This window comes from Streptomyces sp. NPDC003011 (assembly GCF_053591515.1).
Map to the genome: position 1 here is coordinate 1 of NZ_JBSFTY010000093.1, position 21,187 is coordinate 21,187.

General features: G+C 71.6%; 16 protein-coding genes. 12 read left to right on the forward strand and 4 right to left on the reverse strand.

Going from position 1 to position 21,187, the window contains the following annotated elements:
- Nucleotides 1–517: 517 nt before the first annotated feature.
- From ACWD0J_RS34170 to ACWD0J_RS34185, 4 genes are all read left to right on the forward strand, one after another.
- Nucleotides 518–1,033, forward strand: a complete 516-nt coding sequence (locus ACWD0J_RS34170; protein ID WP_451499745.1) for a cysteine dioxygenase — start codon at nucleotides 518–520, stop codon at nucleotides 1,031–1,033.
- Nucleotides 1,034–1,066: 33 nt separating this feature from the next.
- Complete coding sequence (gene cofD, locus ACWD0J_RS34175; RefSeq protein ID WP_451499746.1) at nucleotides 1,067–2,026, forward strand: 2-phospho-L-lactate transferase; 960 nt, start codon at nucleotides 1,067–1,069, stop codon at nucleotides 2,024–2,026.
- Nucleotides 2,023–3,330, forward strand: a complete 1,308-nt coding sequence (locus tag ACWD0J_RS34180; RefSeq protein ID WP_451499747.1) for a coenzyme F420-0:L-glutamate ligase — start codon at nucleotides 2,023–2,025, stop codon at nucleotides 3,328–3,330. The genes cofD and ACWD0J_RS34180 overlap by 4 nt, the downstream gene beginning before the upstream one ends.
- 177 nt (nucleotides 3,331–3,507) lie before the next feature.
- The gene (locus tag ACWD0J_RS34185) at nucleotides 3,508–4,512 is read left to right on the forward strand and encodes a DNA-3-methyladenine glycosylase family protein (protein WP_451499748.1); all 1,005 of its coding nucleotides are present in this window, start codon (nucleotides 3,508–3,510) and stop codon (nucleotides 4,510–4,512) included.
- An 89-nt stretch (nucleotides 4,513–4,601) separates the two neighbouring features.
- Here ACWD0J_RS34185 and ACWD0J_RS34190 read toward each other — a convergent pair whose 3' ends face one another.
- Complete coding sequence (locus tag ACWD0J_RS34190; RefSeq protein ID WP_451499749.1) at nucleotides 4,602–5,684, reverse strand: sugar phosphate nucleotidyltransferase; 1,083 nt, start codon at nucleotides 5,682–5,684, stop codon at nucleotides 4,602–4,604.
- Nucleotides 5,685–5,979: 295 nt separating this feature from the next.
- Complete coding sequence (locus tag ACWD0J_RS34195; RefSeq protein ID WP_451499750.1) at nucleotides 5,980–7,599, reverse strand: peptidoglycan recognition protein family protein; 1,620 nt, start codon at nucleotides 7,597–7,599, stop codon at nucleotides 5,980–5,982.
- A 140-nt stretch (nucleotides 7,600–7,739) separates the two neighbouring features.
- Here ACWD0J_RS34195 and ACWD0J_RS34200 point away from each other — a divergent pair, with 140 nt between their 5' ends.
- The 5 genes from ACWD0J_RS34200 (at nucleotide 7,740) to ACWD0J_RS34220 (ending at nucleotide 15,810) form a co-directional block, all read left to right on the forward strand.
- On the forward strand, nucleotides 7,740–8,495 hold the full coding sequence (locus ACWD0J_RS34200) for a TIGR03089 family protein (RefSeq protein ID WP_451499751.1): 756 nt from the start codon (nucleotides 7,740–7,742) through the stop codon (nucleotides 8,493–8,495).
- 182 nt (nucleotides 8,496–8,677) lie between these two features.
- A complete protein-coding gene (locus ACWD0J_RS34205) occupies nucleotides 8,678–10,117 on the forward strand; it encodes an LCP family glycopolymer transferase (RefSeq protein WP_451499752.1) in 1,440 nt (479 codons plus the stop codon).
- A 230-nt stretch (nucleotides 10,118–10,347) separates the two neighbouring features.
- Nucleotides 10,348–12,153, forward strand: a complete 1,806-nt coding sequence (locus tag ACWD0J_RS34210) for an LCP family protein (RefSeq protein ID WP_451499753.1) — start codon at nucleotides 10,348–10,350, stop codon at nucleotides 12,151–12,153.
- Nucleotides 12,154–12,228: 75 nt separating this feature from the next.
- Nucleotides 12,229–13,983 carry an LCP family protein gene (locus ACWD0J_RS34215; RefSeq protein ID WP_451499754.1) on the forward strand — a complete coding sequence of 585 codons (1,755 nt, stop codon included), beginning with the start codon at nucleotides 12,229–12,231 and terminating at the stop codon, nucleotides 13,981–13,983.
- A gap of 123 nt (nucleotides 13,984–14,106) precedes the next feature.
- On the forward strand, nucleotides 14,107–15,810 hold the full coding sequence (locus ACWD0J_RS34220; protein ID WP_451499755.1) for an LCP family glycopolymer transferase: 1,704 nt from the start codon (nucleotides 14,107–14,109) through the stop codon (nucleotides 15,808–15,810).
- Between the two features lie 66 nt (nucleotides 15,811–15,876).
- Here the strand turns inward: ACWD0J_RS34220 and ACWD0J_RS34225 are convergent, their stop codons facing one another.
- Nucleotides 15,877–16,914, reverse strand: a complete 1,038-nt coding sequence (locus tag ACWD0J_RS34225; RefSeq protein ID WP_451499756.1) for a glycosyltransferase family 2 protein — start codon at nucleotides 16,912–16,914, stop codon at nucleotides 15,877–15,879.
- Between the two features lie 126 nt (nucleotides 16,915–17,040).
- Here ACWD0J_RS34225 and ACWD0J_RS34230 point away from each other — a divergent pair, with 126 nt between their 5' ends.
- Nucleotides 17,041–18,504, forward strand: a complete 1,464-nt coding sequence (locus tag ACWD0J_RS34230) for an LCP family protein (protein WP_451499757.1) — start codon at nucleotides 17,041–17,043, stop codon at nucleotides 18,502–18,504.
- A 31-nt stretch (nucleotides 18,505–18,535) separates the two neighbouring features.
- Here the strand turns inward: ACWD0J_RS34230 and ACWD0J_RS34235 are convergent, their stop codons facing one another.
- A complete protein-coding gene (locus tag ACWD0J_RS34235; protein ID WP_451499758.1) occupies nucleotides 18,536–19,093 on the reverse strand; it encodes an acyl-CoA thioesterase in 558 nt (185 codons plus the stop codon).
- A gap of 118 nt (nucleotides 19,094–19,211) precedes the next feature.
- Here ACWD0J_RS34235 and ACWD0J_RS34240 point away from each other — a divergent pair, with 118 nt between their 5' ends.
- Nucleotides 19,212–20,504: an LCP family protein gene (locus ACWD0J_RS34240; protein ID WP_451499759.1), complete on the forward strand. Its 1,293-nt coding sequence runs from the start codon at nucleotides 19,212–19,214 to the stop codon at nucleotides 20,502–20,504.
- Nucleotides 20,497–21,123, forward strand: a complete 627-nt coding sequence (locus ACWD0J_RS34245) for an HAD-IA family hydrolase (protein ID WP_451499760.1) — start codon at nucleotides 20,497–20,499, stop codon at nucleotides 21,121–21,123. Before ACWD0J_RS34240 ends, ACWD0J_RS34245 begins: the two co-directional genes overlap by 8 nt.
- Nucleotides 21,124–21,187: the final 64 nt, after the last annotated feature.

Sequence of the window (21,187 nt, forward strand, 5' to 3'; positions counted from 1 at the left end):
CCGGACCTGTACGGAGCAGGACGCCCAGGAGGTCGATCTCGTTCCGACGCGCGCGCCGAAGAGAACCGGATCACAATCGGATCACGGAATCGCATCGAGGTTTGCGCGCCCGGTTGTGCGCCATGTGTCCCGGGTGACGCCTGAACAAACCTTTCACCTGACGGATGGACCGGATGAGGTGAAACATGTCCCACTTGTCGGGTGTCGAGTTGACAGTGCGGGTGTGAACCGATGTCCTTGTGGGCATGCTCGCGAACTTGGCACTCACCTCGACCCGCTCGGCCGGGTCCCTCGGTGCTGCCCACGCTCGCTGTAGCTGTTGTTGCTGTCCCAGCTGTTGAGCCCACGCGCTCCGGCTGTGCGCGAGTCCACCGCGACTCGGCTGCCGTCTCCTTGAACCCCACCAGGGTCGAGCCCTTGACCGGGTCTGCCTCCCGTCCGTGACCCGGGCGGACGGTACGCGACACCCAGCCAGCCCCCACTCTTCCGCCTCTTCCGCCGAGGAACACCCCACCCCATGAACAGCGACAGCGACCTTCAGATCGCCGGCGACATCCTCGAAGTCCCGCACCTGCTCCAGCCTCCGCGCGAGCACCCGGCCACCGTCGCCGATTTCGTCGGCCTGGCCCGCTCCCTCGCCGCCGACCGCTCCCAGTGGGAACACCTGGTCCGGTACGACGCGACGACCCGCTGGTACCACCGCCTGCGCACCGGCCCGGGTTACGAGGTGTGGCTGCTGTCCTGGGTCCCCGGACAGGGCAGCGGACTGCACGACCACGGCCGTTCCTCCGGCGTCCTGACCGTCCTGGAGGGCACGTTGACCGAGCACACCGACCGCGGAACGCGCGCGCTGGGGGCGGGCGCGCAGCGGGTCTTCGCGCCGGGGTACGTGCACGAGGTGGTCAACGACGCCCTGGAGCCGGCGATAAGCCTGCACATCTACTACCCGGGACTGACCGAGATGCCGATGTACACCGCCTGCACGGCCCCCGCGGCCTACGAGGACGTGGACGAGGACGCCGTGACCGCCTGACGCGTTGTCGTACCCGCCTGCAAGACTTGGTCCATGCGCATTGTGGTTCTGGCAGGCGGCATCGGTGGTGCCCGGTTCCTGCGCGGTCTGAAGCAGGCCGCGCCGGAGGCGGACGTCACGGTCATCGGCAACACCGGCGACGACATCCACCTCTTCGGGCTGAAGGTCTGCCCGGACCTCGACACGGTGATGTACACGCTCGGCGGCGGCATCAACGAGGAGCAGGGCTGGGGGCGGGCCGACGAGACCTTCCACCTCAAGGAGGAGCTCGCGGCGTACGGGGTGGGGCCCGAGTGGTTCGGGCTGGGCGACCGGGACTTCGCCACGCACATCGTGCGGACCCAGATGATCAGTGCGGGGTATCCGCTCAGCGCGGTGACCCAGGCGCTGTGCGACCGGTGGAAGCCGGGCGTGCGGCTGATCCCCATGACGGACGATCGGGTCGAGACCCATGTCGCCGTCGAGGTCGACGGGGAGCGCAAGGCGATCCACTTCCAGGAGTACTGGGTGCGGCTGCGGGCGTCCGTGCCGGCCGAGGCGGTCGTGCCGGTCGGGGCCGAGCAGTCCACACCGGCGCCGGGCGTCCTGGAGGCCGTCGCGGAGGCCGACATCGTGCTCTTCCCGCCCTCCAACCCCGTCGTCTCCATCGGCACGATCCTCGCCGTGCCCGGCATCCGCGAGGCGATCGCCGACGCCGGGGTGCCGGTGGTGGGCCTGTCCCCGATCGTCGGGGACGCGCCCGTGCGCGGGATGGCCGACAAGGTGCTCTCGGCGGTCGGTGTGGAGTCGACGGCCGCGGCGGTCGCCGAGCACTACGGCTCGGGGCTGCTGGACGGCTGGCTGGTCGACACCGTGGACGCGGGCGTGGTGGAGCGCGTGGAGGCGGCCGGGATCAGGTGCCGGGCCGTACCGCTGATGATGACCGACCTCGACGCGTCCGCGCGGATGGCGCGGGAGGCGCTGACGCTGGCGGAGGAGGTGGGGGCGCTGTGAGCGGCGCTGCCGACGGCTACCGGGTCTGGGCCGTGGCCGGGATCCCCGAGGTGCAGCGGGGTGACGACCTCGCCAAGCTGATCGCCGCCGCCGAACCGGGACTGACCGACGGGGACGTCCTCCTCGTCACCTCGAAGATCGTGTCCAAGGCGGAGGGCCGGATCGTCCGGGCGGCCGACCGGGAGGCGGCGATCGACGCCGAGACGGTACGCGTCGTGGCGCGGCGCGGTGCGCTCAGGATCGTCGAGAACCGGCAGGGGCTCGTCATGGCCGCCGCCGGGGTCGATGCCTCCAACACCCCTTCCGGGACGGTGCTGTTGCTGCCCGAGGACCCGGACGCGTCCGCGCGGACCATCCGGGACGGCCTGCGGGACGCCCTCGGCGTCGACGTCGGCGTGGTCGTCACCGACACGTTCGGGCGGCCCTGGCGCGCGGGGCTCACGGACGTGGCGATCGGCGCCGCCGGAGTCCGGGTGCTCGACGACCTGCGCGGCGGCACGGACGCCCACGGCCAGCCGCTCAGCGCGACGGTCGTGGCGACGGCGGACGAACTGGCCGCCGCCGGTGACCTGGTGAAGGGCAAGGCCGCCGGGCTGCCCGTCGCCGTCGTGCGCGGGCTGCCGCACGTGGTGGCCGAGGAGCACGGGGAGGGAGCGCGGGCCATGGTGCGCGGCGCGCGCGACGACATGTTCCGGCTGGGCACCTCGGAAGCGATACGGGCGGCGGTGACCCAGCGGCGTACGGTACGGGCCTTCACGGACGAGCCGGTCGACCCGGGGGCCGTACGACGGGCCGTGGCCGCGGCCGTGACGGCACCGGCACCGCACCACACGACGCCGTGGCGGTTCGTGCTGCTGGAGTCGCCGGAGTCGCGGACCCGGCTGCTGGACGCCATGCGCGAGGCGTGGATCGCCGATCTGCGGCGGGACGGCAAGAGCGAGGAGTCCATCGCCAGGCGGGTGCGGCGCGGGGACGTGCTGCGGGGCGCGCCGTATCTCGTCGTGCCGTGTCTCGTCATGGACGGGTCGCACACGTACGGCGACGCGCGGCGGGACGGGGCCGAGCGGGAGATGTTCGTGGTCGCCGCGGGGGCCGGCGTGCAGAACTTCCTGGTCACGCTGGCCGGGGAGCGGCTGGGGTCGGCGTGGGTGTCGTCCACGATGTTCTGCCGGGAGGTGGTGCGCCGGGTGCTGGCGCTGCCGGAGCACTGGGATCCGATGGGGGCGGTGGCGGTCGGGCATCCGGCGGAGGAACCGCGGGCGCGGCCGGAGCGGGACGCGGGGGCGTTCGTCGAGGTGCGGTGACGCACGTCCGCCGCGTGCAGGCGTGCGGTGACGCACCTCCGCCGCGTCGAGGCGCCGTGACCCGCGTCGCGTCGGGGTGTCCGGCGGACGGGGGCCTCGTCGGGGCGGGGCGGGGTGTGCCGGCTTGCGCCTACTCTCGTAGGACTTCATTTCTCTCGTTCCCCTGGGACCTCACTCGTGGCAGGACGTTTCTCTCCGCGGCCCACGCGTACGACCGTGCGCGGTGGGGAGGCCGTCGTGCCCGCCGCGCGCCGGGGGGCGCCGGTGGCCGCGGGGCGGGTGCGGACCTGGGTGCCGGACGGGCCGCTCGATCTGGGGCTGGTGCTCGGGCCGCTGCGGCGCGGACCGGTGGACCCGACGTTCCGGTCGCTGCCGGACGGATCGGTGTGGCGGGCCAGTCTCACCCCTGCCGGGCCGGGGACGCTGCGGGTCACCGCGGCCGGTGGCGCGGTGCGCGGCGAGGCGTGGGGGCCGGGGGCGGAGTGGCTGCTGGAGCGGTTGCCGGGGATGCTGGGCGCCGAGGACGACCCGTCCGCGTTCACGCCCCGGCACCGGGTGGTGGCGATGGCGCGGCATCGCCGGCCTGGGCTGCGGCTGACGCGGACCGGGCTGGTGCTGGAGTCGTTGATCCCGTCGATCCTGGAGCAGAAGGTCACGACCGACGAGGCGTATCGGGCGTGGCGGTCGCTGGTACGCAAGTTCGGTGAGCCGGCGCCGGGGCCCGCGGCGGGCGGGCGGCTGTGGGTGATGCCGGCGCCGCGGACCTGGGCGTTGATTCCGTCGTGGGAGTGGCACCGGGCGGGGGTCGACAACAAGCGGGCGTCGACGATCCTGCGGGCGGTGCGGGTGGCGGGACGGCTGGAGGAAGCGGTGCGCATGGAGCCGGGCGCGGCGCGGGCCCGCCTGGAGGTGGTGCCGGGGATCGGGCCGTGGACGTCGGCGGAGGTCGTGCAGCGCAGCCATGGGGCGGCGGACGCGGTGACCGTGGGGGATCTGCATCTGCCGGGGATCGTCGGGTGGGCGCTGGCCGGGAACCGGGACGCGGACGACGCGGTGATGCTGGAGTTGCTGGAGCCGTATGCGGGGCAGCGGCACCGGGCCGCTCGGTTGATCCTGCTGAGCGGGAAGGTACCGGCTCGGCGGGCGCCGCGGATGCCGCGGGGGGACATCGGGCGGCTGTGAGGGGACGGGGCCGTGGGGGCCGCCGCCCCCAGGCCCCCTTCGGCTCCGCACGGGCCTCGTCCCCGAGCACCGGACGGGCTGTGGGCGACCTACTGGTCCGAGGAGAAGCGCACCGCCCCCGCCGGGATGCGGGCGTCGCACCAGACGCGCATTCCCTCGCGGAGTTCGTTGTCGGGGCCGATGACCGCGCCGTCGCCGATGACCGTGCCGCTGAGCACGGAGCGTTCGCCGACGCGGGCGCGGGTGCCGATCAGGGAGTCGGTGATGACGGCGCCGGGTTCGATGACGGCGCCGGGCAGGATCGTCGAACCGAAGACCCTGGCGCCCTCCGCGACGAAGGCGCCCTCGCCGACCACCGTGCCGCCCGTGAGCTTGGCGTCGGGCGCCACCGTGGCCGTCGGGAGGACCAGGCGGTCACCGCAGCGGCCGGGGACCGCGGGGGACGGCGCCCGGCCCAGGACCAGGTCGGCGGAGCCGCGGACGAAGGCCGCCGGGGTGCCGAGGTCCAGCCAGTACGTCGAGTCGACCATGCCCTGCAGGTGGGCTCCGGCGGCCAGCAGGTCCGGGAACGTCTCGCGCTCCACCGACACGGGGCGGCCCGCCGGGATCGTGTCGATCACCGAGCGGCGGAAGACGTACGCCCCGGCGTTGATCTGGTCGGTGACGATCTCCTCGGGGGTCTGCGGCTTCTCCAGGAACGCCAGGACCCTGCCCGTGTCGTCCGTGGGGACCAGACCGTAGGCGCGCGGGTCCGTGACCTTCGTGAGGTGGAGGGAGACGTCCGCGCCCGTCCGCTCGTGGGTGTCCGCCAGCGCCCTGATGTCCAGGCCGGTCAGGATGTCGCCGTTGAAGATCAGGACCGGGTCGTCCGGGCCCGAGCGGAGGCGGGAGGCGACGTTGCGGATCGCGCCGCCCGTGCCGAGGGGCTCCTCCTCCGTCACGTACTCGATGTGCAGGCCCAGCGACGAGCCGTCGCCGAAGTACGGCTCGAAGACCTCGGCCAGGTAGGAGGTGGCGAGCACGATGTGGTCGACGCCCGCCGCTCTCGCTCTGGCCAGCTGGTGCGTGAGGAAGGGGACCCCGGCCGCGCGGACCATGGGCTTCGGCGTGTGCACCGTGAGCGGGCGCAGCCGGGTGCCCTTACCGCCGACCAGGAGGATCGCTTCTGTCACCTGTCGTCTCCGCTTCCTGCCGGGACCGGCCGAACTGTCTTTCGGCCGGCCAGTGTATGCAGACCGGTGTGCGACGCCGGCGAGGGCCATGCGGCATGCGGCCTCGTACCCCCCGACGGCGACGGACGTGTCCTCCGGACAGCGGACGAACAGCGGACCGTCAGTGGTCCGTCAGCGGACGAACGGACAGACTCCCCCACGTCCCGGACGGTTCCCGGCCCGGCCCGGACGGCTCCCCGAGCCCCTGGGCCCCGGTCCGGGTCCTAACCTCCCTGGGTCCTGGCATCCCTGGGTCCTAGCGTCCCTGGTAGCGGGCCGCGGTCGTGCGGGCCGAGCCGAGCTTGCGGTAGAGCTGCCAGCCGGGACACGCCGTGGCGAAGCCGTCCCGATGGCCGGAGATCACATTCAGTCGCACGTTCTTGCCCTTCCGGTAGAGATTGCCACCGCCGGACTTCAGGTATGTCTTCCCGCGCGGATTGGCGCCGTAGAGGCCGAGCTTCCACGCGGTGAGCCGGGCGACGGCCTTCACCGTGGCGCCGGACGGCTTGGCGGAGCCGAACGTGCCGAGGACGGCGATCCCCATGCTGTTGGAGTTGAACCCGAGCGTGTGGGCGCCCAGGACCGGTCTCGCCACGCCCCCCGCGCGGCCCTCGTAGATCTTTCCGCACTTGTCGACGAGGAAGTTGTAGCCGATGTCGCGCCAGCCCATGCTCTTGACGTGGTAGCGGTAGATACCGCGGATGACGGAGGGCGCCTGCGCGCAGCGGTATCCGTTGCCGGAGGCCGTGTGGTGGACGAAGGCCGCCTTGACCTTCTTCGTGTACACGAACTTCCGCTCCCGCAGGTTCTCGTTCGCGCCCCAGCCGCGCCGCGTGACGATGCGCGGACGCGGTCCGATGTACGGCTTCACGCGCTGCGTCTGTGACATGTCGCCGGCCCTCAGGACGAACAGCTCCCGCTCGGTCGCGCTCCGGCCGAGCGCGGGGATCTCGGTGGCACCGAGGGGGGCCGACAGCTCGGCGTTGACCATGGAGGAGTCCATGGCGTCCATGGCGTCCATGGCGTCCATGGCGTCCATGGCGGCGAGGGTCTTGGCCTTGGCCGGTCCGGCGGTGGGGGCGATGCCGCGGACGGCGGGACGGACGGCGGTGTGCGGGATGCCGCTGTGACGGTCGGCGGTGCCATGGTCGGCGGTGTCGGGGGGAGCCGTGTCCTGGGAAGCGGTGTCCTCGGAAGCGGTGTCCTCGGAAGCGGTGTCGCCGCGGGTGGCCGGGGGTTCCTCGCCGGGGTCGACGAGTTCGAGGCGCAGGCCGGTGGGGAGGGAGGAGGTCGCCGTCGACGTACGAAGGCCACGGGCGGTCTCCTCGACGTGGGGCGTCCCGGTCTCGCCGTCCGCCGCCCGGACGCGTACCTCCACGCCGTCCGAGTCACCCACCCACAGCGGGGCCGTGGCGCCGCGCACGCGGCCCGAGGTGCGCTCGGCCGTGTCCGGGTCGGCCGCGTGTTCGGTGTTGTGCGTCTCGACGTCCTGCCAGCCGGACCAGGCGCCCGTGTCGGCCGCGCGGGTGCGGACCTGGACCCGGCCGTGGAGTTCGGCGTCCGGGTCGTCCCAGACCACGCCGACGAGGGAGAAGCGCCGTACGTCCCGGCGGGACAGGCCCTGTTCGCCGGCGGGCCCGAGGGTGCGGTCGCGGGCGAGCGGAGTGAGGGGCAGCGACTGGGTGCTGCCGGACACTTCCGCGGCCGGCACCTGTCTCACGGTCGTCGGGGCCGTTCCGGCCGTGGCCGTATGGGCCGTCATGGCTGCCGCGTTCGCCGGGGCCCGGGTGTCGGCGGCGGCCGCGGGCGGGGTCAGCGGAAGGGCCAGGGCGGCCGCGCAAGTGACACCGATCGAGGAAACAAGGAATCCACGCATGCCCCTGATCTTGGACATAGTCATACATATCTGTCCATCGGGGAATTGACGGCCCGTCGGCCGGTGTTCCGCCGAACCGGTGGTCGGCGGCAGGCCCGGCGGCTCGATGGGCGGAGGCGGGTCCGCGTAGGCTTCTGCGGGTGAACGCCACCGATCGCACCCCTGCCGACCTGCTGCGTTCCGCGCTCGCCGCGGATCCCGGACGCCCGCTGGTGACCTTCTACGACGACGCCACGGGCGAACGTGTCGAATTGTCCGTGGCCACCTTCGCCAATTGGGTGGCCAAGACCTCGAACCTCCTCCAGGGCGATCTCGCCGTCGCGCCCGGCGACCGGGTCGGGCTGCTGCTGCCCGCGCACTGGCAGACGGCGGTGTGGCTGCTGGCGTGTGCGTCGGTGGGCGTGATCGCGGACGTCGGCGGGGATCCGGGGGTGGCCGACGTGGTGGTGAGCGGGCCGGACTCCCTGGAGGCGGCGCGGGCGTGTGCCGGGGAACGGGTCGCGATGGCGCTGCGACCGTTGGGCGGGAGGTTTCCGCAGGTCCCGGCGGGGTTCGCGGATTACGCCGTCGAGGTGCCCAGCCAGGGGGACCGGTTCGTGCCGTTCGCGCCGGTGGATCCCGAGGAGCCGGCGTTGATCGTGGCCGGGCGGCAGTTCAGCGGGGCGGAGGTCGTCGAGCGGGCCCGGGCGGAGGCGCCGGGGGTGGGGCTCACGGGGCCCGGGTCCCGGGTGCTGTCCGGGTTGCCGTACGACACGTGGGAGGGGTTGAACGCGGGGTTGTACGCGCCGTTGGCTGTCGGGGGGTCCGTGGTGTTGTGCCGGCACCTCGAGCGGCTGGGGGAGGACGGGCTGGCGCAGCGGATCGAGAGTGAGCGGGTGACCGTGACGGCGCGGTAGACCAGCGCGGAAAAGGGGGTCACCCCGGCGAGCGCGTTCGCTCCCGGCGCGGCCCCGACCCGCCCGGATCCGATCCCGCGTCGCCCGCACCCCCCTCCCCCGTTCGGCCCATCTCCACCCGCCCCCCGCCTCCCATCCACGCCATCGTCGTAGAAGCAGCCCGCACGACACGCTCGTACGTCATGAGGGGTGGATCCGACGTGACCGACACCGCAGGTGCGCCCCACCCCCGCGACGGTGCCGACGTCGGCCTCGGTCCGGGGGTGGGGGCCTCGGCCAGCGGGCGGGGGCTGATACGGCGGCGCAGGCGGAGGTGGGCGCGCGGGACGGGGCTCGTCGTGGTGGTCGGCGTGCTCGCGGCCGGCGGCGCCGGATGGGCCGTCTACGCGAAGCTCGACGGCAACATCACGCCCGACAAGGCGGCCGCGGCCGAACTGGCCCGGTACGAGAAGGAGCGGCCCACCGCGCTCGTGCGGGGCGCCCAGAACATCCTGGTGATCGGGTCGGACTCCCGGTCGGGGGACGGGAACCGACGGTACGGGCGGGACTCCGGGACCGAACGGTCCGACACGACCATCCTGTTGCACCTGGCCGCCGGGCGCCGCAGCGCCACCGCCGTGTCGCTGCCCCGGGACCTCATGGTGGACGTCCCCAGTTGCCGCCGGCCCGACGGCAGCCGCACCGAGCCCATGTTCACGATGTTCAACTACGCGTTCCAGGTGGGGGGTTCGGCCTGCACCGTGCGGACCGTCGAGCGGCTCACCGACATCCGCGTGGACCATCACGTGGTCGTCGACTTCCACGGCTTCAAGGACATGGTCGACGCGATCGACGGCGTCGAGGTGTGCCTCACCGAGCCGATCCACGACAAGGCCGCCAAGCTGAGGCTTCCGGCCGGGCGGGTGCGGCTCGACGGCGAGCAGGCCCTCGGCTACGTCCGCGTGCGCAAGTCGCTCGGCAACGGCAGCGACACCGACCGGATGGACCGTCAGCAGCGTTTCCTGGGCGCCCTCGTCAACAAGGTGCGCGGCAATGACGTCCTGCTGAACCCGGCGAAGCTCTATCCCGTGCTGGACGCGGCCACGTCGTCCCTGACGACCGACCCCGGTCTGGCGAGCTTGCGCGGCTTGTACGAACTCGTGCGCGGAGTACGCCACATCCCCACCGACCGGGTGCAATTCCTGACCGTGCCCCGGGAGTCGTACGTCTACAACGCCAATCGCGACCAACTCGTGGAACCGGAAGCCGAGAAGCTGTTCGAACGGCTGCGCGCGGACGCACCGGTCGAGGTGGCCCAAGCCGTCCCCGGGGATTCCGCGGCGAAAAGCCCCAACTCGGCGGAGGACAGCGGGGAGAACGACGAAATCGGGCAGGAGGAGCCGGACGGCGATTCCACCGGGGAGTCGTTCGACTACGGCGAGTACGAGTACAGCCGCCACTACAACGCCCAGCCCAGCGACGAGTATGACGGCGGGCACAACGGCCGGCCCTTCGACCGCGAGACACCCCTCGGACCCGTCGACGAGAAATCGGGCGAGAAGCGGCCCGACGAACCCGCGCCCCCGATTTCACCGACGCCCACGTTCCGCGGGAACACCGCCGCCGAAGACCCCTGCGGGTAAAGCATTCGCCAAGGTGACGAACTCGCGTCCGAGAAAATGGGCGGATTGCCCGCTTGTAGGGAAGTGGAATGCGTCACCGGCGTCGCTTCCCGCCTTACCTGGCGGTTAGTGTGAGCGATCCGGTGCACCCGGCCACAAGGTCCGTCCTGGGTCAGGCACCGTGAGACCGAGATCCGGGCGCCTTTTGAGGGGGAAGGCGCCGCGTGCCCCGACGGAGGAATCGGACAACCGTGGACGCGCAAGGCCGTGGGCGGGCGGACGACATCGACCCCGCAGACCAGTGGGTGCTCAACCCGGACACCGGTGAATACGAACTGCGACTGGCCCCTTCCGCACCGCAGTCGGCGGTCCCCAGGCCCCGCGCTTCCGCTCCGTCCGGAGCGGCCCCGGCACGCGGCCGGAGGACGGCCCCCGCGCCCCCCGGCCGCAGGACCCCCGGCCGCGAGAGCCCTGGCCGGGAGAGCCCCGGGCGCGATACTCCCGGCCGCGACGCCCCCGGCCGCCAGGTCCCGCCCCCGCGCAGGCGCCGTGGCGCGCCGGCGCCGGAGGAGCCGCTCCCCGGGCGGCGCGGGCGCCGGCCGGTCAAGAAGACGTCGAAGGCCAAGAAGACCCTGCTGTGGACCGGCGGCACGATGGCGTTCGTGCTGGTGGCCGCCGCGGGGGGCGCCTACCTCTACATCGAGCACCTCAACGGCAACATCCAGTCCGTCGCGGACGACGGCGCGAGCACCGGTGGCTTCCAGAAGGACAAGGCCATCAACATCCTGGTGATCGGCACCGACAAGCGCACCGGCTCGGGCAACGAGGGCTACGGCGACGCCGGCAGCGTCGGGCACGCGGACACCACGATCCTGCTGCACGTCTCCAAGGACCGGACGAACGCGACCGCGCTCAGCATCCCGCGCGACCTGATCGTCGACGTCCCCGACTGCCCCACCCAGCAGGCCGACGGCAGCCAGAAGATCATCCCCGGCACGGCCGGCGTCCGCTTCAACACGAGCCTCGGGCAGGACGGCCGGACGCCCAGCTGCACCGTGCGGACCGTCACCGAGCTGACCGGGGTCACCCCGGACAACTTCATGGTCGCCGACTTCAACGCGGTCAAGACGCTGACCACGGCGGTCGGCGGGGTCGACGTGTGTCTCGCCAAGGACATCAAGGACCCGGACTCGCATCTGGACCTCAAGAAGGGGACGCAGCACATCTCGGGCGAGACGGCGCTGGCGTTCGTGCGCACCCGGCACGCCGTCGGGCTCGGCGGCGACCTGAGCCGGATCACGTTGCAGCAGCAGTTCCTCAGCGCGCTGATGCGGAAGCTGAAGTCCAACGACACGCTGACCAGCCCGTCGAAGATGATCAAGCTGGCCGAGGCGGGCACGAAGGCGCTGACCGTCGACTCCAACCTGGACAGCATCAACAAGCTGAAGGACCTCGGTCTGGAGCTGGGCAAGCTCGACACCAAGAATCTGACGTTCACCACGGTGCCGGTGATCGACAACCCGGCGGAGAAGGTCAAGGCGACCGTCGTCGTCAATCCGTCGTCGGCTCCCCAGGTCTTCGACATGATCAAGAACGATGTGTCGTTCACCGAGGTCAAAGCCCAGAAGAAGAAGGAGGCGGCCGCCGTCGCCGCCCGTCTGAAGGGCACCAAGGCGCCCGCCTCGGAGGTGCGCGTGCGCATCCTCAACGGCGGTGCCGTGGCCGGCAGCGCGCAGGAGACGCTCAACTGGCTTCAGCTCGACGAGGGGGTCGAGAAGTCGGAGAACGCGGGCAACGCACCGAAGGAACTGAGCAGGACCACGCTCGAGTACGCTCCTGACCAGGCCGCCCAGGCGCGTCGGCTGGCGGACATCATGGGTCTGTCCGGCTCGGCGATGAAGCCGGGCGAGAGCGTGACCAACTCCCAGGGACTGCCGGCGATGACGCTGACCCTGGGCAAGGACTTCAAGGGCGCCGGCGTGTCGCTGACCACTCCGGCGAAGGCGCCTGAGGGGATCCGGAAGTCCACGGCTGACAAGGTCGAGTGCGCCGAGTGACCTGACGGGCCTGTCGTACGTCCAAGGGGACGTGGGGCAGGCCCGTTCGGCGGTGCGAGGGTGGGGAGACTGGGGATGACGCACAGCAGTGTGCACGGGGAGGGGACCCGACCAGGCGTCCGGTCGGACGGCGCACCGGGCCGGGAGAGCGGCCGTCGTACGAACGGTGCGGCCGGCGGGCGCGGGAAGCGGTCCGGCGGCGAGGCGGGAGGCGGGGACGGCTCCGGCAGAGGCGGCACGGAGGGCGGGCACGGCGGACGCCGCAGCCGGCAGCGGCCCGATCGCAAGCACCGTGCGCTGCGCTGGTCGGCGACGACGCTCGCGCTGCTGATACTCGGCACGGCCGGCGCCGGATACCTCTACTACCAGCACCTCAACGGCAACATCCAGAAGGGCGAGCGCAGCAGCGGCGACTCCAAGGCGAACAGGACCGAGCCGAACGCGGACGGCCAGACCCCGCTGAACATCCTGCTCATCGGCTCCGACAGCCGTAAGTCCGACGCGAACGTGGCCCTCGGCGGCAGCAGGGACAACCGCGACAACCCGCCGCTGGGCGATGTGCAGATGCTCATCCACCTGTCCGCGGACCGCAGGAGCGCCGCGGTGGTCAGCATCCCGCGCGACACCCGGGTCGACATCCCGGCGTGCAAGGACCCGGACACCGGCGAGACGTACGCGGCGGCCAACAGGATCATCAACGAGTCCCTGAGCCGCGGCGGAGCCGGCTGCACCCTGGCCACCTGGGAGAACCTCACGGGGGTCTACATCGACCACTGGATGACGATCGACTTCGCGGGTGTGGTGAGCATGGCGGACGCCATCGGCGGCGTCGAGGTCTGCGTGAACCAGAACGTGTGGGACCGCCCGCTGCCCGGCGTGCCCGGCGGCTCCGGCCTGAAGCTGACGGCCGGCACCAGGAAGGTCAAGGGCGAGCAGGCGCTCCAGTGGCTGCGCACCCGGCACGCCTGGGGCAGCGATCCGCTGCGGGCACGGGCCCAGCACATGTACATGAACTCGATGATCCGCACGCTGAAGGACCAGAACGTCTTCTCCGACGGCGGCCGGCTGATGGATCTGGCCGAGTCGGCCACCAGGTCGCTGAAGGTCTCCGAGGAGATCGGCACGGTGAAGAAGCTGTACGACCTCGGTATGCAGCTCAAGACGGTGCCCACGGACCGCATCACGATGACGACGATGCCGACGGTGCAGGACACCCAGAACGTCAACCATCTGCTGCCCGCGGGCGACGACGCCGAGAAGATGTGGGCGATGCTCCGCGACGACGTGCCCTTCGACGACAACGGCGCGAAGGACGACGGCAGCGCGAAGGACGACGGCGCGAAGGACGACGGCGCGAAGGCGGACGCGCGGCAGACGGCGAGCGCCGGTAAGAGCACCGACGAGCCCGCCGCCGCGAAGGACGAGATCGGTGTCGTGGTGCGCAACGCCACCCGCACCGCCACGCTCGGCCCGGTCGCCGGCCGCGCGAGCACGATCGCCGAGGCGCTCGTCGCCAAGGGCTACACGAAAGCGGGCAAGGACACCTCGGCGGCGGTCTCCGAGGAGCGGACGGTGGTGCGCTATCCGAGCGCCGAACTTGAGGGCGACGCCCAGGCGGTCGCCAAGTCCCTCGGGATTCCTGTGAGTTCGGTGAAGAAGTCGACCGATGTCTCCGGTGTCACCGTTGTCGTCGGCGCCGACTGGCGTAGCGGCACGGCGTATCCGGAGCAGGCGACGCCCGAGGCCGGTGACCTGCCCGGCAACTCCGACGCCATCAACGGATCGGACACCGGTCAGTGCATGGACGTCTACAAGCCGTACCGCTGGTAGCCGGGCTCCCCCTTCCCTCGATCCACAGGAAAATTCCGTCGCCGCCCCATGGTGCGGCTAGTGTGAGCGGTCCAGGTGATCCCCGGCCACGAGATCTGGCCCAGACGGAGGATTCCGACAACGGTGGACACGCAAGGCCGTGGGCGGGCGGAGAACGTCGACCCCGCAGACCAGTGGGTGCTCAACCCGGACACCGGTGAATACGAACTGCGACTGAGTCCTTCCGCACCGCAGTCGGCGGTTCCCCGCCCCCGGGGCGCGGGTACGGCCGCCCGTACGCGGACGGCGCCGCCCTCGGCCCCCAAGCGCGCGGTTCCGTCCCCGCGCAGGCGTCCGCAGGAGCCGCTGCCCGGGCGGCGCGGACGCCGGCCGGGGAAGCAGAAGTCGAAGGCCAGGAAGGCCGTGCTGTGGACCGGCGGCACGATGGCGTTCGTGCTGGTCGCCGCGGCGGGCGCCGGTTACTTCTACCTCCAGCACCTGGCGGGCAACATCAAGACGAACGACGTCGGTGACGCGGGTGCGAACAGCTTCAAGAAGGACGAGGCGTTCAACATCCTCGTCATCGGCACCGACAAGCGCACCGGCGAGGGCAACGAGGGCTACGGCGACAAGGGCAGCGCCGGCCACGCCGACACCACGATCCTGCTGCACGTCGCCAAGGACCGCTCGAACGCGACCGCGCTCAGCATCCCGCGCGACCTGATCGTCGACATCCCCGACTGCCCCACCACGAAGGACGACGACACCGAGGTGACCGTCCCGGGGCAGCAGCAGGTCCGCTTCAACCGGAGCCTCGGGGAGAGCGGCCGGGACCCGGGCTGCACCATGCGTACCGTGACGGAGACCACCGGCATCCGGGTGGACCACTTCATGATGGCCGACTTCAACGCGGTCAAGACGCTGACCAAGGCGGTCGGCGGGGTCAAGGTGTGCGTGACGAAGGCCGTCGACGACAAGGAGTCGAAGCTCGTCCTGCCCAAGGGTGAGTCGGAGGTGGAGGGCGAGCAGGCCCTCGCGTTCCTGCGGACCCGGCACAGCTTCGGCAACCAGGGCGACCTGGACCGGATCAAGGTGCAGCAGCAGTTCCTGGGCTCGCTGATGCGCCAGATGTCCTCCAGCGACACCCTCACCAACCCGGCCAAGCTGGTGAAGCTGGCCGAGGCCGCGACCGAGGCACTGACCGTGGACTCGGCGATCGGCGAGGTCGGCACGCTGAAGGACATGGCGCTGGAGATCAAGAAGGTGCCGACGAAGAACATCGCCTTCGCCACGCTGCCGGTGAAGGACAACCCCGCCGAGACGGTCAAGGCGACGGTGGTCGTCGACGAGGCGAAGGCACCCCAGGTCTTCGACATGATCAAGAACGATGTGTCGTTCACCGAGGTGAAGCAGCAGCAGGCGAAGGAGAAGGCCGCGGTCGCCGCCCGGCTCAAGGGCACCAAGTCGGCCGCCTCGGACGTGCGGGTGCGCATCCTCAACGGCGGTGCGCCGGGCGGCAGCGCGCAGCAGGAACTCGACTGGCTGCAGAACACCGCGGGCGTCGACAAGTCCGAGAACGCGGGCAACGCGGGCGCCGCACAGGCGAGGACGACGCTGGAGTACGCCCCCGACCAGGCCGCCCAGGCGCGCCGGCTCGCCGATCTGCTGGGCCTGTCCGGGTCCGCGATGAAGCCGGGCGAGAGCGTGACCAACGCTCAGGGGCTGCCCACGATGACTCTGATCCTCGGCGAGGACTTCAAGGGCGCGGGCGTCAAGCTCAACGGGGCCTCGGCCAAGACGCCGGACGTGGGGCAGTCCACGGCCGACCAGGTGAAGTGCGCCGGCTGAGCCGGTGAGCGAAACCGGGGGCGACCGTGACCCGCACGGTCGCCCCCGGTTCTCCGCTGCTCTTCGTCAGCTTGAGGCGGCGTCCGCGTGGACCGCCGGGCGACGGGAGGCGATGACCTTCTTCGCCAGCGACTTCGGGCTGGTCAGGAAGCCCCAGCCCCACGACATGTGCATGGTGGCGAGGGCGACCGGGATCTGGAGCCGGGCCTTCAGCGGCAGCCCCTTGCCCGCCGGGACGGACCCGAGGACGATCGCCGCGAGGTAGCCGCCGGGGATCAGGAAGCCCCACGGGGTGACCAGCGCGCCGACGACGGTGCCCGCGGCGATGGCGCACACCGCGGTCGGCGGGGCGAGGTAGCGCAGGTTGATGGAGCCCTCGTGGTAGCGGGCGACGACGTGCCGCCACCGGCCGTAGTCCTTGTACTGCTTGGCGAGGGCCTTCACCGACGGCCTCGGCCGGTAGGACACCTTCAGCTCCGGCGAGAACCAGATCAGGCCGCCCGCCTCCCGGATCCGGAAGTTGAGCTCCCAGTCCTGGGCGCGGATGAACTCCTCGTTGTAGCCGCCCTGCCGCTCCAGCGCCTCGCGGCGGAAGACCCCGAGGTAGACGGTCTCGGCCCGCTGGGCCACACCGCCCGTGTGGAAGGCGGCGTTGCCGACCCCGATCTTCGAGGTCATGGCCGCGGCGACCGCGTGCTCCCAGTCGTTCTCGCCCTCGGCGTGCATGATGCCGCCGACGTTCTGCGCGCCGGTCTCCTCCAGGAGCCGTACCGCGGTGGCGATGTAGTTCGGCGAGAGCATGCCGTGCCCGTCCACGCGGACGACGATCGGATGGCGCGAGGCCTTGATCGCGGCGTTCAGCGCGGCGGGCGTACGGCCCGTCGGGTTCGGCACGGTGTGCACACGGGGGTCTTCGGCGACGAGCTCGGCGGCGATCGCGTCCGTACGGTCCGTGGACGGACCGAGGGCGATCACGACCTCCATCTCGCCGGCGTACTCCTGGGCGAGGATCGCTTGGACGGCTCCGCGCAGATGCCGCTCCTCGTTGAGGACGGGCATGATCACAGAGACGGCGGGGAGCCGCACGTCGGGCTTGGCGTTCATAGGGGGCTCACGTTACCGCGAACGGGGGACACCGGTGCGCGCCGCCCGGGTGGTGCCCTGGGTCGCAGATCGTATGGGCCTACCGTGCTCACGATCCCACGTTCGGCCCTCGCGGAGGTGTCCCCCATGCCCCCCAAGCCGCCCCGCTCCCCCGCCCGCCCCCAGCGCCACCCCCGGCCCTCCCGCGCGCCGCTGCCCCCCGTACGGCGGAGGAAGCCGCGCTGGGCCATGCGGGCGGTGACCACGCTGTCGGTGGTCGTCCTCGCCTCCGCCGGGATCGGGCACGCGGTGGTCACCAGCCTCGACGCGGACATCACCCGGGTCGACCCCTTCAAGGACATGAAGAACCGGCCCCGGGCCGGGCACGGCATGAACGTGCTGCTGGTCGGCACCGACGGCCGGGACAAGATCACCAAGGCCGAGCGGCACAAGTACCGGCTCGGCGGCGCGCCCTGCCGCTGCACCGACACGATCATGATCGTGCACATCTCGGAGGACCGGGAGCGGGCGAGCGTGGTGAGCCTGCCGCGCGACTCGTACGCCGTGACACCCCCGCACACCGACCAGATCACCGGGAAACGGCACGGCGGCCATCCCATCAAGATCAACGCGGCGTACGCGGAGGGCGGGCCCAACCTCACCGTGCGCACGGTCGAGAAGATGACCCGCGTGAAGATCGACCACTACCTGGAGGTCGACTTCACCAGCTTCATGAAGACGGTCGACGTCCTCGGCGGGGTGAAGATCTGCACCGCCGACCCCCTGAAGGACAGCTACACCGGCCTCGACCTCCCGCCCGGCACCCACACCCTGCGGGGCGGCGAGGCCCTCCAGTACGTCCGCGCCCGGCACGTCGACAGCGCGTCCGACCTCGGCCGGATGCAGCGCCAGCAGCGCTTCCTGGCGGCCCTGATCCAGCGCGCGACCTCCTCCGGGCTCCTCCTCAATCCCATGAAGTTCCGGGACGTGACCCGGGCCGTCCTGGGCTCCGTACGCGCCGACAAGGGCTTCGGCACCGACGAACTGCTGGCCCTCGGCCGGGCGATGCGGAACTTCTCCCCGTCGTCCTCCGAGTTCACCACCGTGCCGATCGGGCGGATGGGCTACGCCGTGAAGGGCGTCGGCTCCACCCTGAAATGGGACCCGCAGAAGTCCGAGTACCTCTTCCGCTCCCTGCGCGACGACCAGCCGCTGGCCGTGCACCGGCCCCGGAGCGAGGTCGTGCGGGTGGCGGTGGCCCCGCAGCAGATTCGCGTCCAGGTGGAGAACGGCACGCCCACGGCCGGCCTCGGCAGGCGGGTGGACGCGGCGCTGGCGGCCACCGGGTTCCGTACGACGCGGCAGCCCGTGAACGCGGCCGACCGCTCGGTGCGGCGGACCGTCGTCGCCCACGACCCCCGCTGGGACCGCTCGGCACGGTCCCTGGCGGCTGCCCTGCCCGGCAGCGAGCTGCGCCCGGTGAAGGGGCTGGGGGCGACGCTGAAGGTGATCGCGGGGACGGACTTCACGCAGGTGCGCAGGGTGCGGGCGGAGGATCCCTACCAGGGGGAGTTCGGAGTGATGCGGGGGGACGAGGTGCTGTGCCCGTAGGCGCGGGCGGGCGGCGGGCGCCGCGGCGGCCTCAGTCCTCGAAGCCCTCCGCGATGCGCCGCTCCCGCAGCTCCATGATCGCGCGGCGGCGGGAGAGCCGGTGGGTCCGGCGGATCTGGGCCTCCTGGCAGCGCCGCCTGTCGCGCTCGGTCTCCGGGAGCACCGGCGGCACCCGACGCGGCTTGCCGTCGGCGTCGACGGCGGCGAAGACGAGGTAGGCGGAGCCGACCTGGGTCGGCGGGGCCGACTCGTTCCAGCGCTCGGCCAGGACCCGTACGCCGACCTCCATCGAGGTCCGGCCGGTCCAGTTGACCTGGGCTTTCACATGCACGAGGTCGCCGACCCGGACCGGCTCCAAAAACGCCATCTCGTCCATCGACGCGGTGACGGCGGGGCCGCCGCTGTGCCGGCCGGCCACCGCGCCGGCCGCGTCGTCGACCAGCTTCATGATCACACCGCCGTGCACCGTGCCCAGCAGGTTCGTGTCGGCGTGGGTCATGATGTGGCTGAGCGTGGTGCGGGACGCCGAGGTCGGCTTGCCCGGGATGTCCGGGGTTTCCGATTCCGCGGCGGGGGCCTGATCTGTCATGGCCTCCACCTTATGCCGAGGCGACAAGCCGGGAATTTGTGTCAGCTTGGCAACAGCGGTGACCTTATTTTCCGACGAAGCTTGTAAGGCACCTGGCTCTGCCCTGCACACTGGGCCCATGAACGATTGGCCCGAGCGATCCGACGACAACCGCGGCAGCCGGTACGGACGCGGCAGCGCGAGCGCACAGCCCGAGAGCGCGCGCGTCATGCGGCAGGTCCGCCGCGGCTCGGGCGCACCGCCCGGACAGGGCGGGTACGGCCCCTCGTCCCCGCCGTACGCCGGCGGGGTCCCGCAGCAGCCGTCGTACGTCAACGGCGGTGAGGGGTACGACGACGGGTACGACAGCGGCTACAACACCGGCCACGTCTACGGCGGCGGGGGCCCCGGCGGTCCCGGCTCCGGCGGTGGCCGTGGTCCGCGGCCGGCGCCGAACTGGCGCCGCCGGATCAAGTGGACGGCGATCACCGTGGCGACCGTGCTGATCGTCACCACCGTCGGCACGTACTTCTGGGCCGACTCCAAGCTCAACCGCGAGGTCGACCTCGCCAAGGTCATCGACCGGCCGGAGACGGGCGAGGGCACGAACTACCTGATCGTCGGCTCGGACAGCCGCGCGGGCATGTCCGCGGAGGAGAAGAAGAAGCTGCACACCGGCTCCGCCGAGGGCAAGCGCACCGACTCGGTGATGATCCTGCACGTCGGCAGCGGCGGCGACACGCTGATCTCGCTGCCGCGTGACTCGGACGTGGAGATCCCGACGTTCACCGGCTCCGAGTCCGGCAAGACGTACCAGGGCACGGGCCGGCACGTGAAGCTGAACGCGGCCTACGCCGAGGACGGCCCCGAGTTGCTGGTGCGCACGGTCGAGTACAACACCGGCCTGCACATCGACCACTACGTGGAGATCGGCTTCGCCGGCTTCGCGAACATCGTGGACGCGGTCGGCGGCGTCGAGATCGAGATCCCGAAGGGCGGTATGAAGGACACCAAGTCCGGCGCCGACTTCGAGGCGGGCAAGCAGACCCTGAACGGCGAGCAGTCGCTCGCCTTCGTCCGCACCCGGTACGCGCTCGCCAACTCCGACCTGGACCGCACGAAGAACCAGCAGAAGTTCCTCGCCGCGCTCGCCAACCAGGTCGCCACCCCGGGCACGGTCCTCAACCCCTTCAAGCTGTACCCGACGATGGGTGCCGGTCTGGACTCGCTGATCGTCGACAAGGACATGGGCCTGTACGACCTGGCGTCGATGTTCTGGGCGATGAAGAGCGTCAACGGCGGCGACGGCACGTCGATGAACATGCCGATCTCCGGCTCCTCGAACGGCAACCTCCTCTGGGACAAGGCGAAGGTGAAGACCCTGGTCGAGGAGTTGAACAACGACGAGAAGGTCACGGTCTCGGGTGGGTGAGCGAAGCGGCCGAGCGCCGTTCGACGCGGTGCTCTGCGACGTGGACGACGTGATCCGCTTCTACGACCCGTCCCGGCTGTACGCCCTGGAGCGCACCGCCGGCCTGGCCGAGGGCACCACCATGAAGGTGGCCTTCGCGCCGGAGACGGACCTGCCGCTGCTGCTGGGGCGGATCGACGCGCAGGAGTGGGTGCGGTCGATCGCCGAGGGCCTGGCCGGACTGGTGCCCGAGACGACGGCCTGGGAACTGGGCACCGCGCTGCTGGAGTCGCCGTTCCGGGCGGACGACGAGGTGGTGTCCCTCCTGCGCCGCGCCCGCAGCCATGTCCCCCTGGTCCTGGTCAGCAACGCCACGCTCCGCCTGGAGGACGACCTCGCCCTGCTGGGCCTGGCCGACCTCGCGGACCACGTGGTGAACAGCGCCCGCGTCGGTCTCGCCAAGCCGGACCCGCGTGTCTTCCGGCTCGCCGCGTCCCTGTCCGGCGTACGCCCGGACCGCTGTCTGTTCGTCGACGGCTCCGAGGAGAACGTGGAGACGGCCACCGCGCTCGGCATGCGTCCGCTGCACTTCCGTGCACCGGCCGACCTGGCGGCGGAGCTGGAGCCGCTGTTCTCCTGAGGTACGCCCCTGGGGGCGCCCTCGCTCGCGAGGCGGTCCGGCGCGCTCGATAGCGTGACCGTCG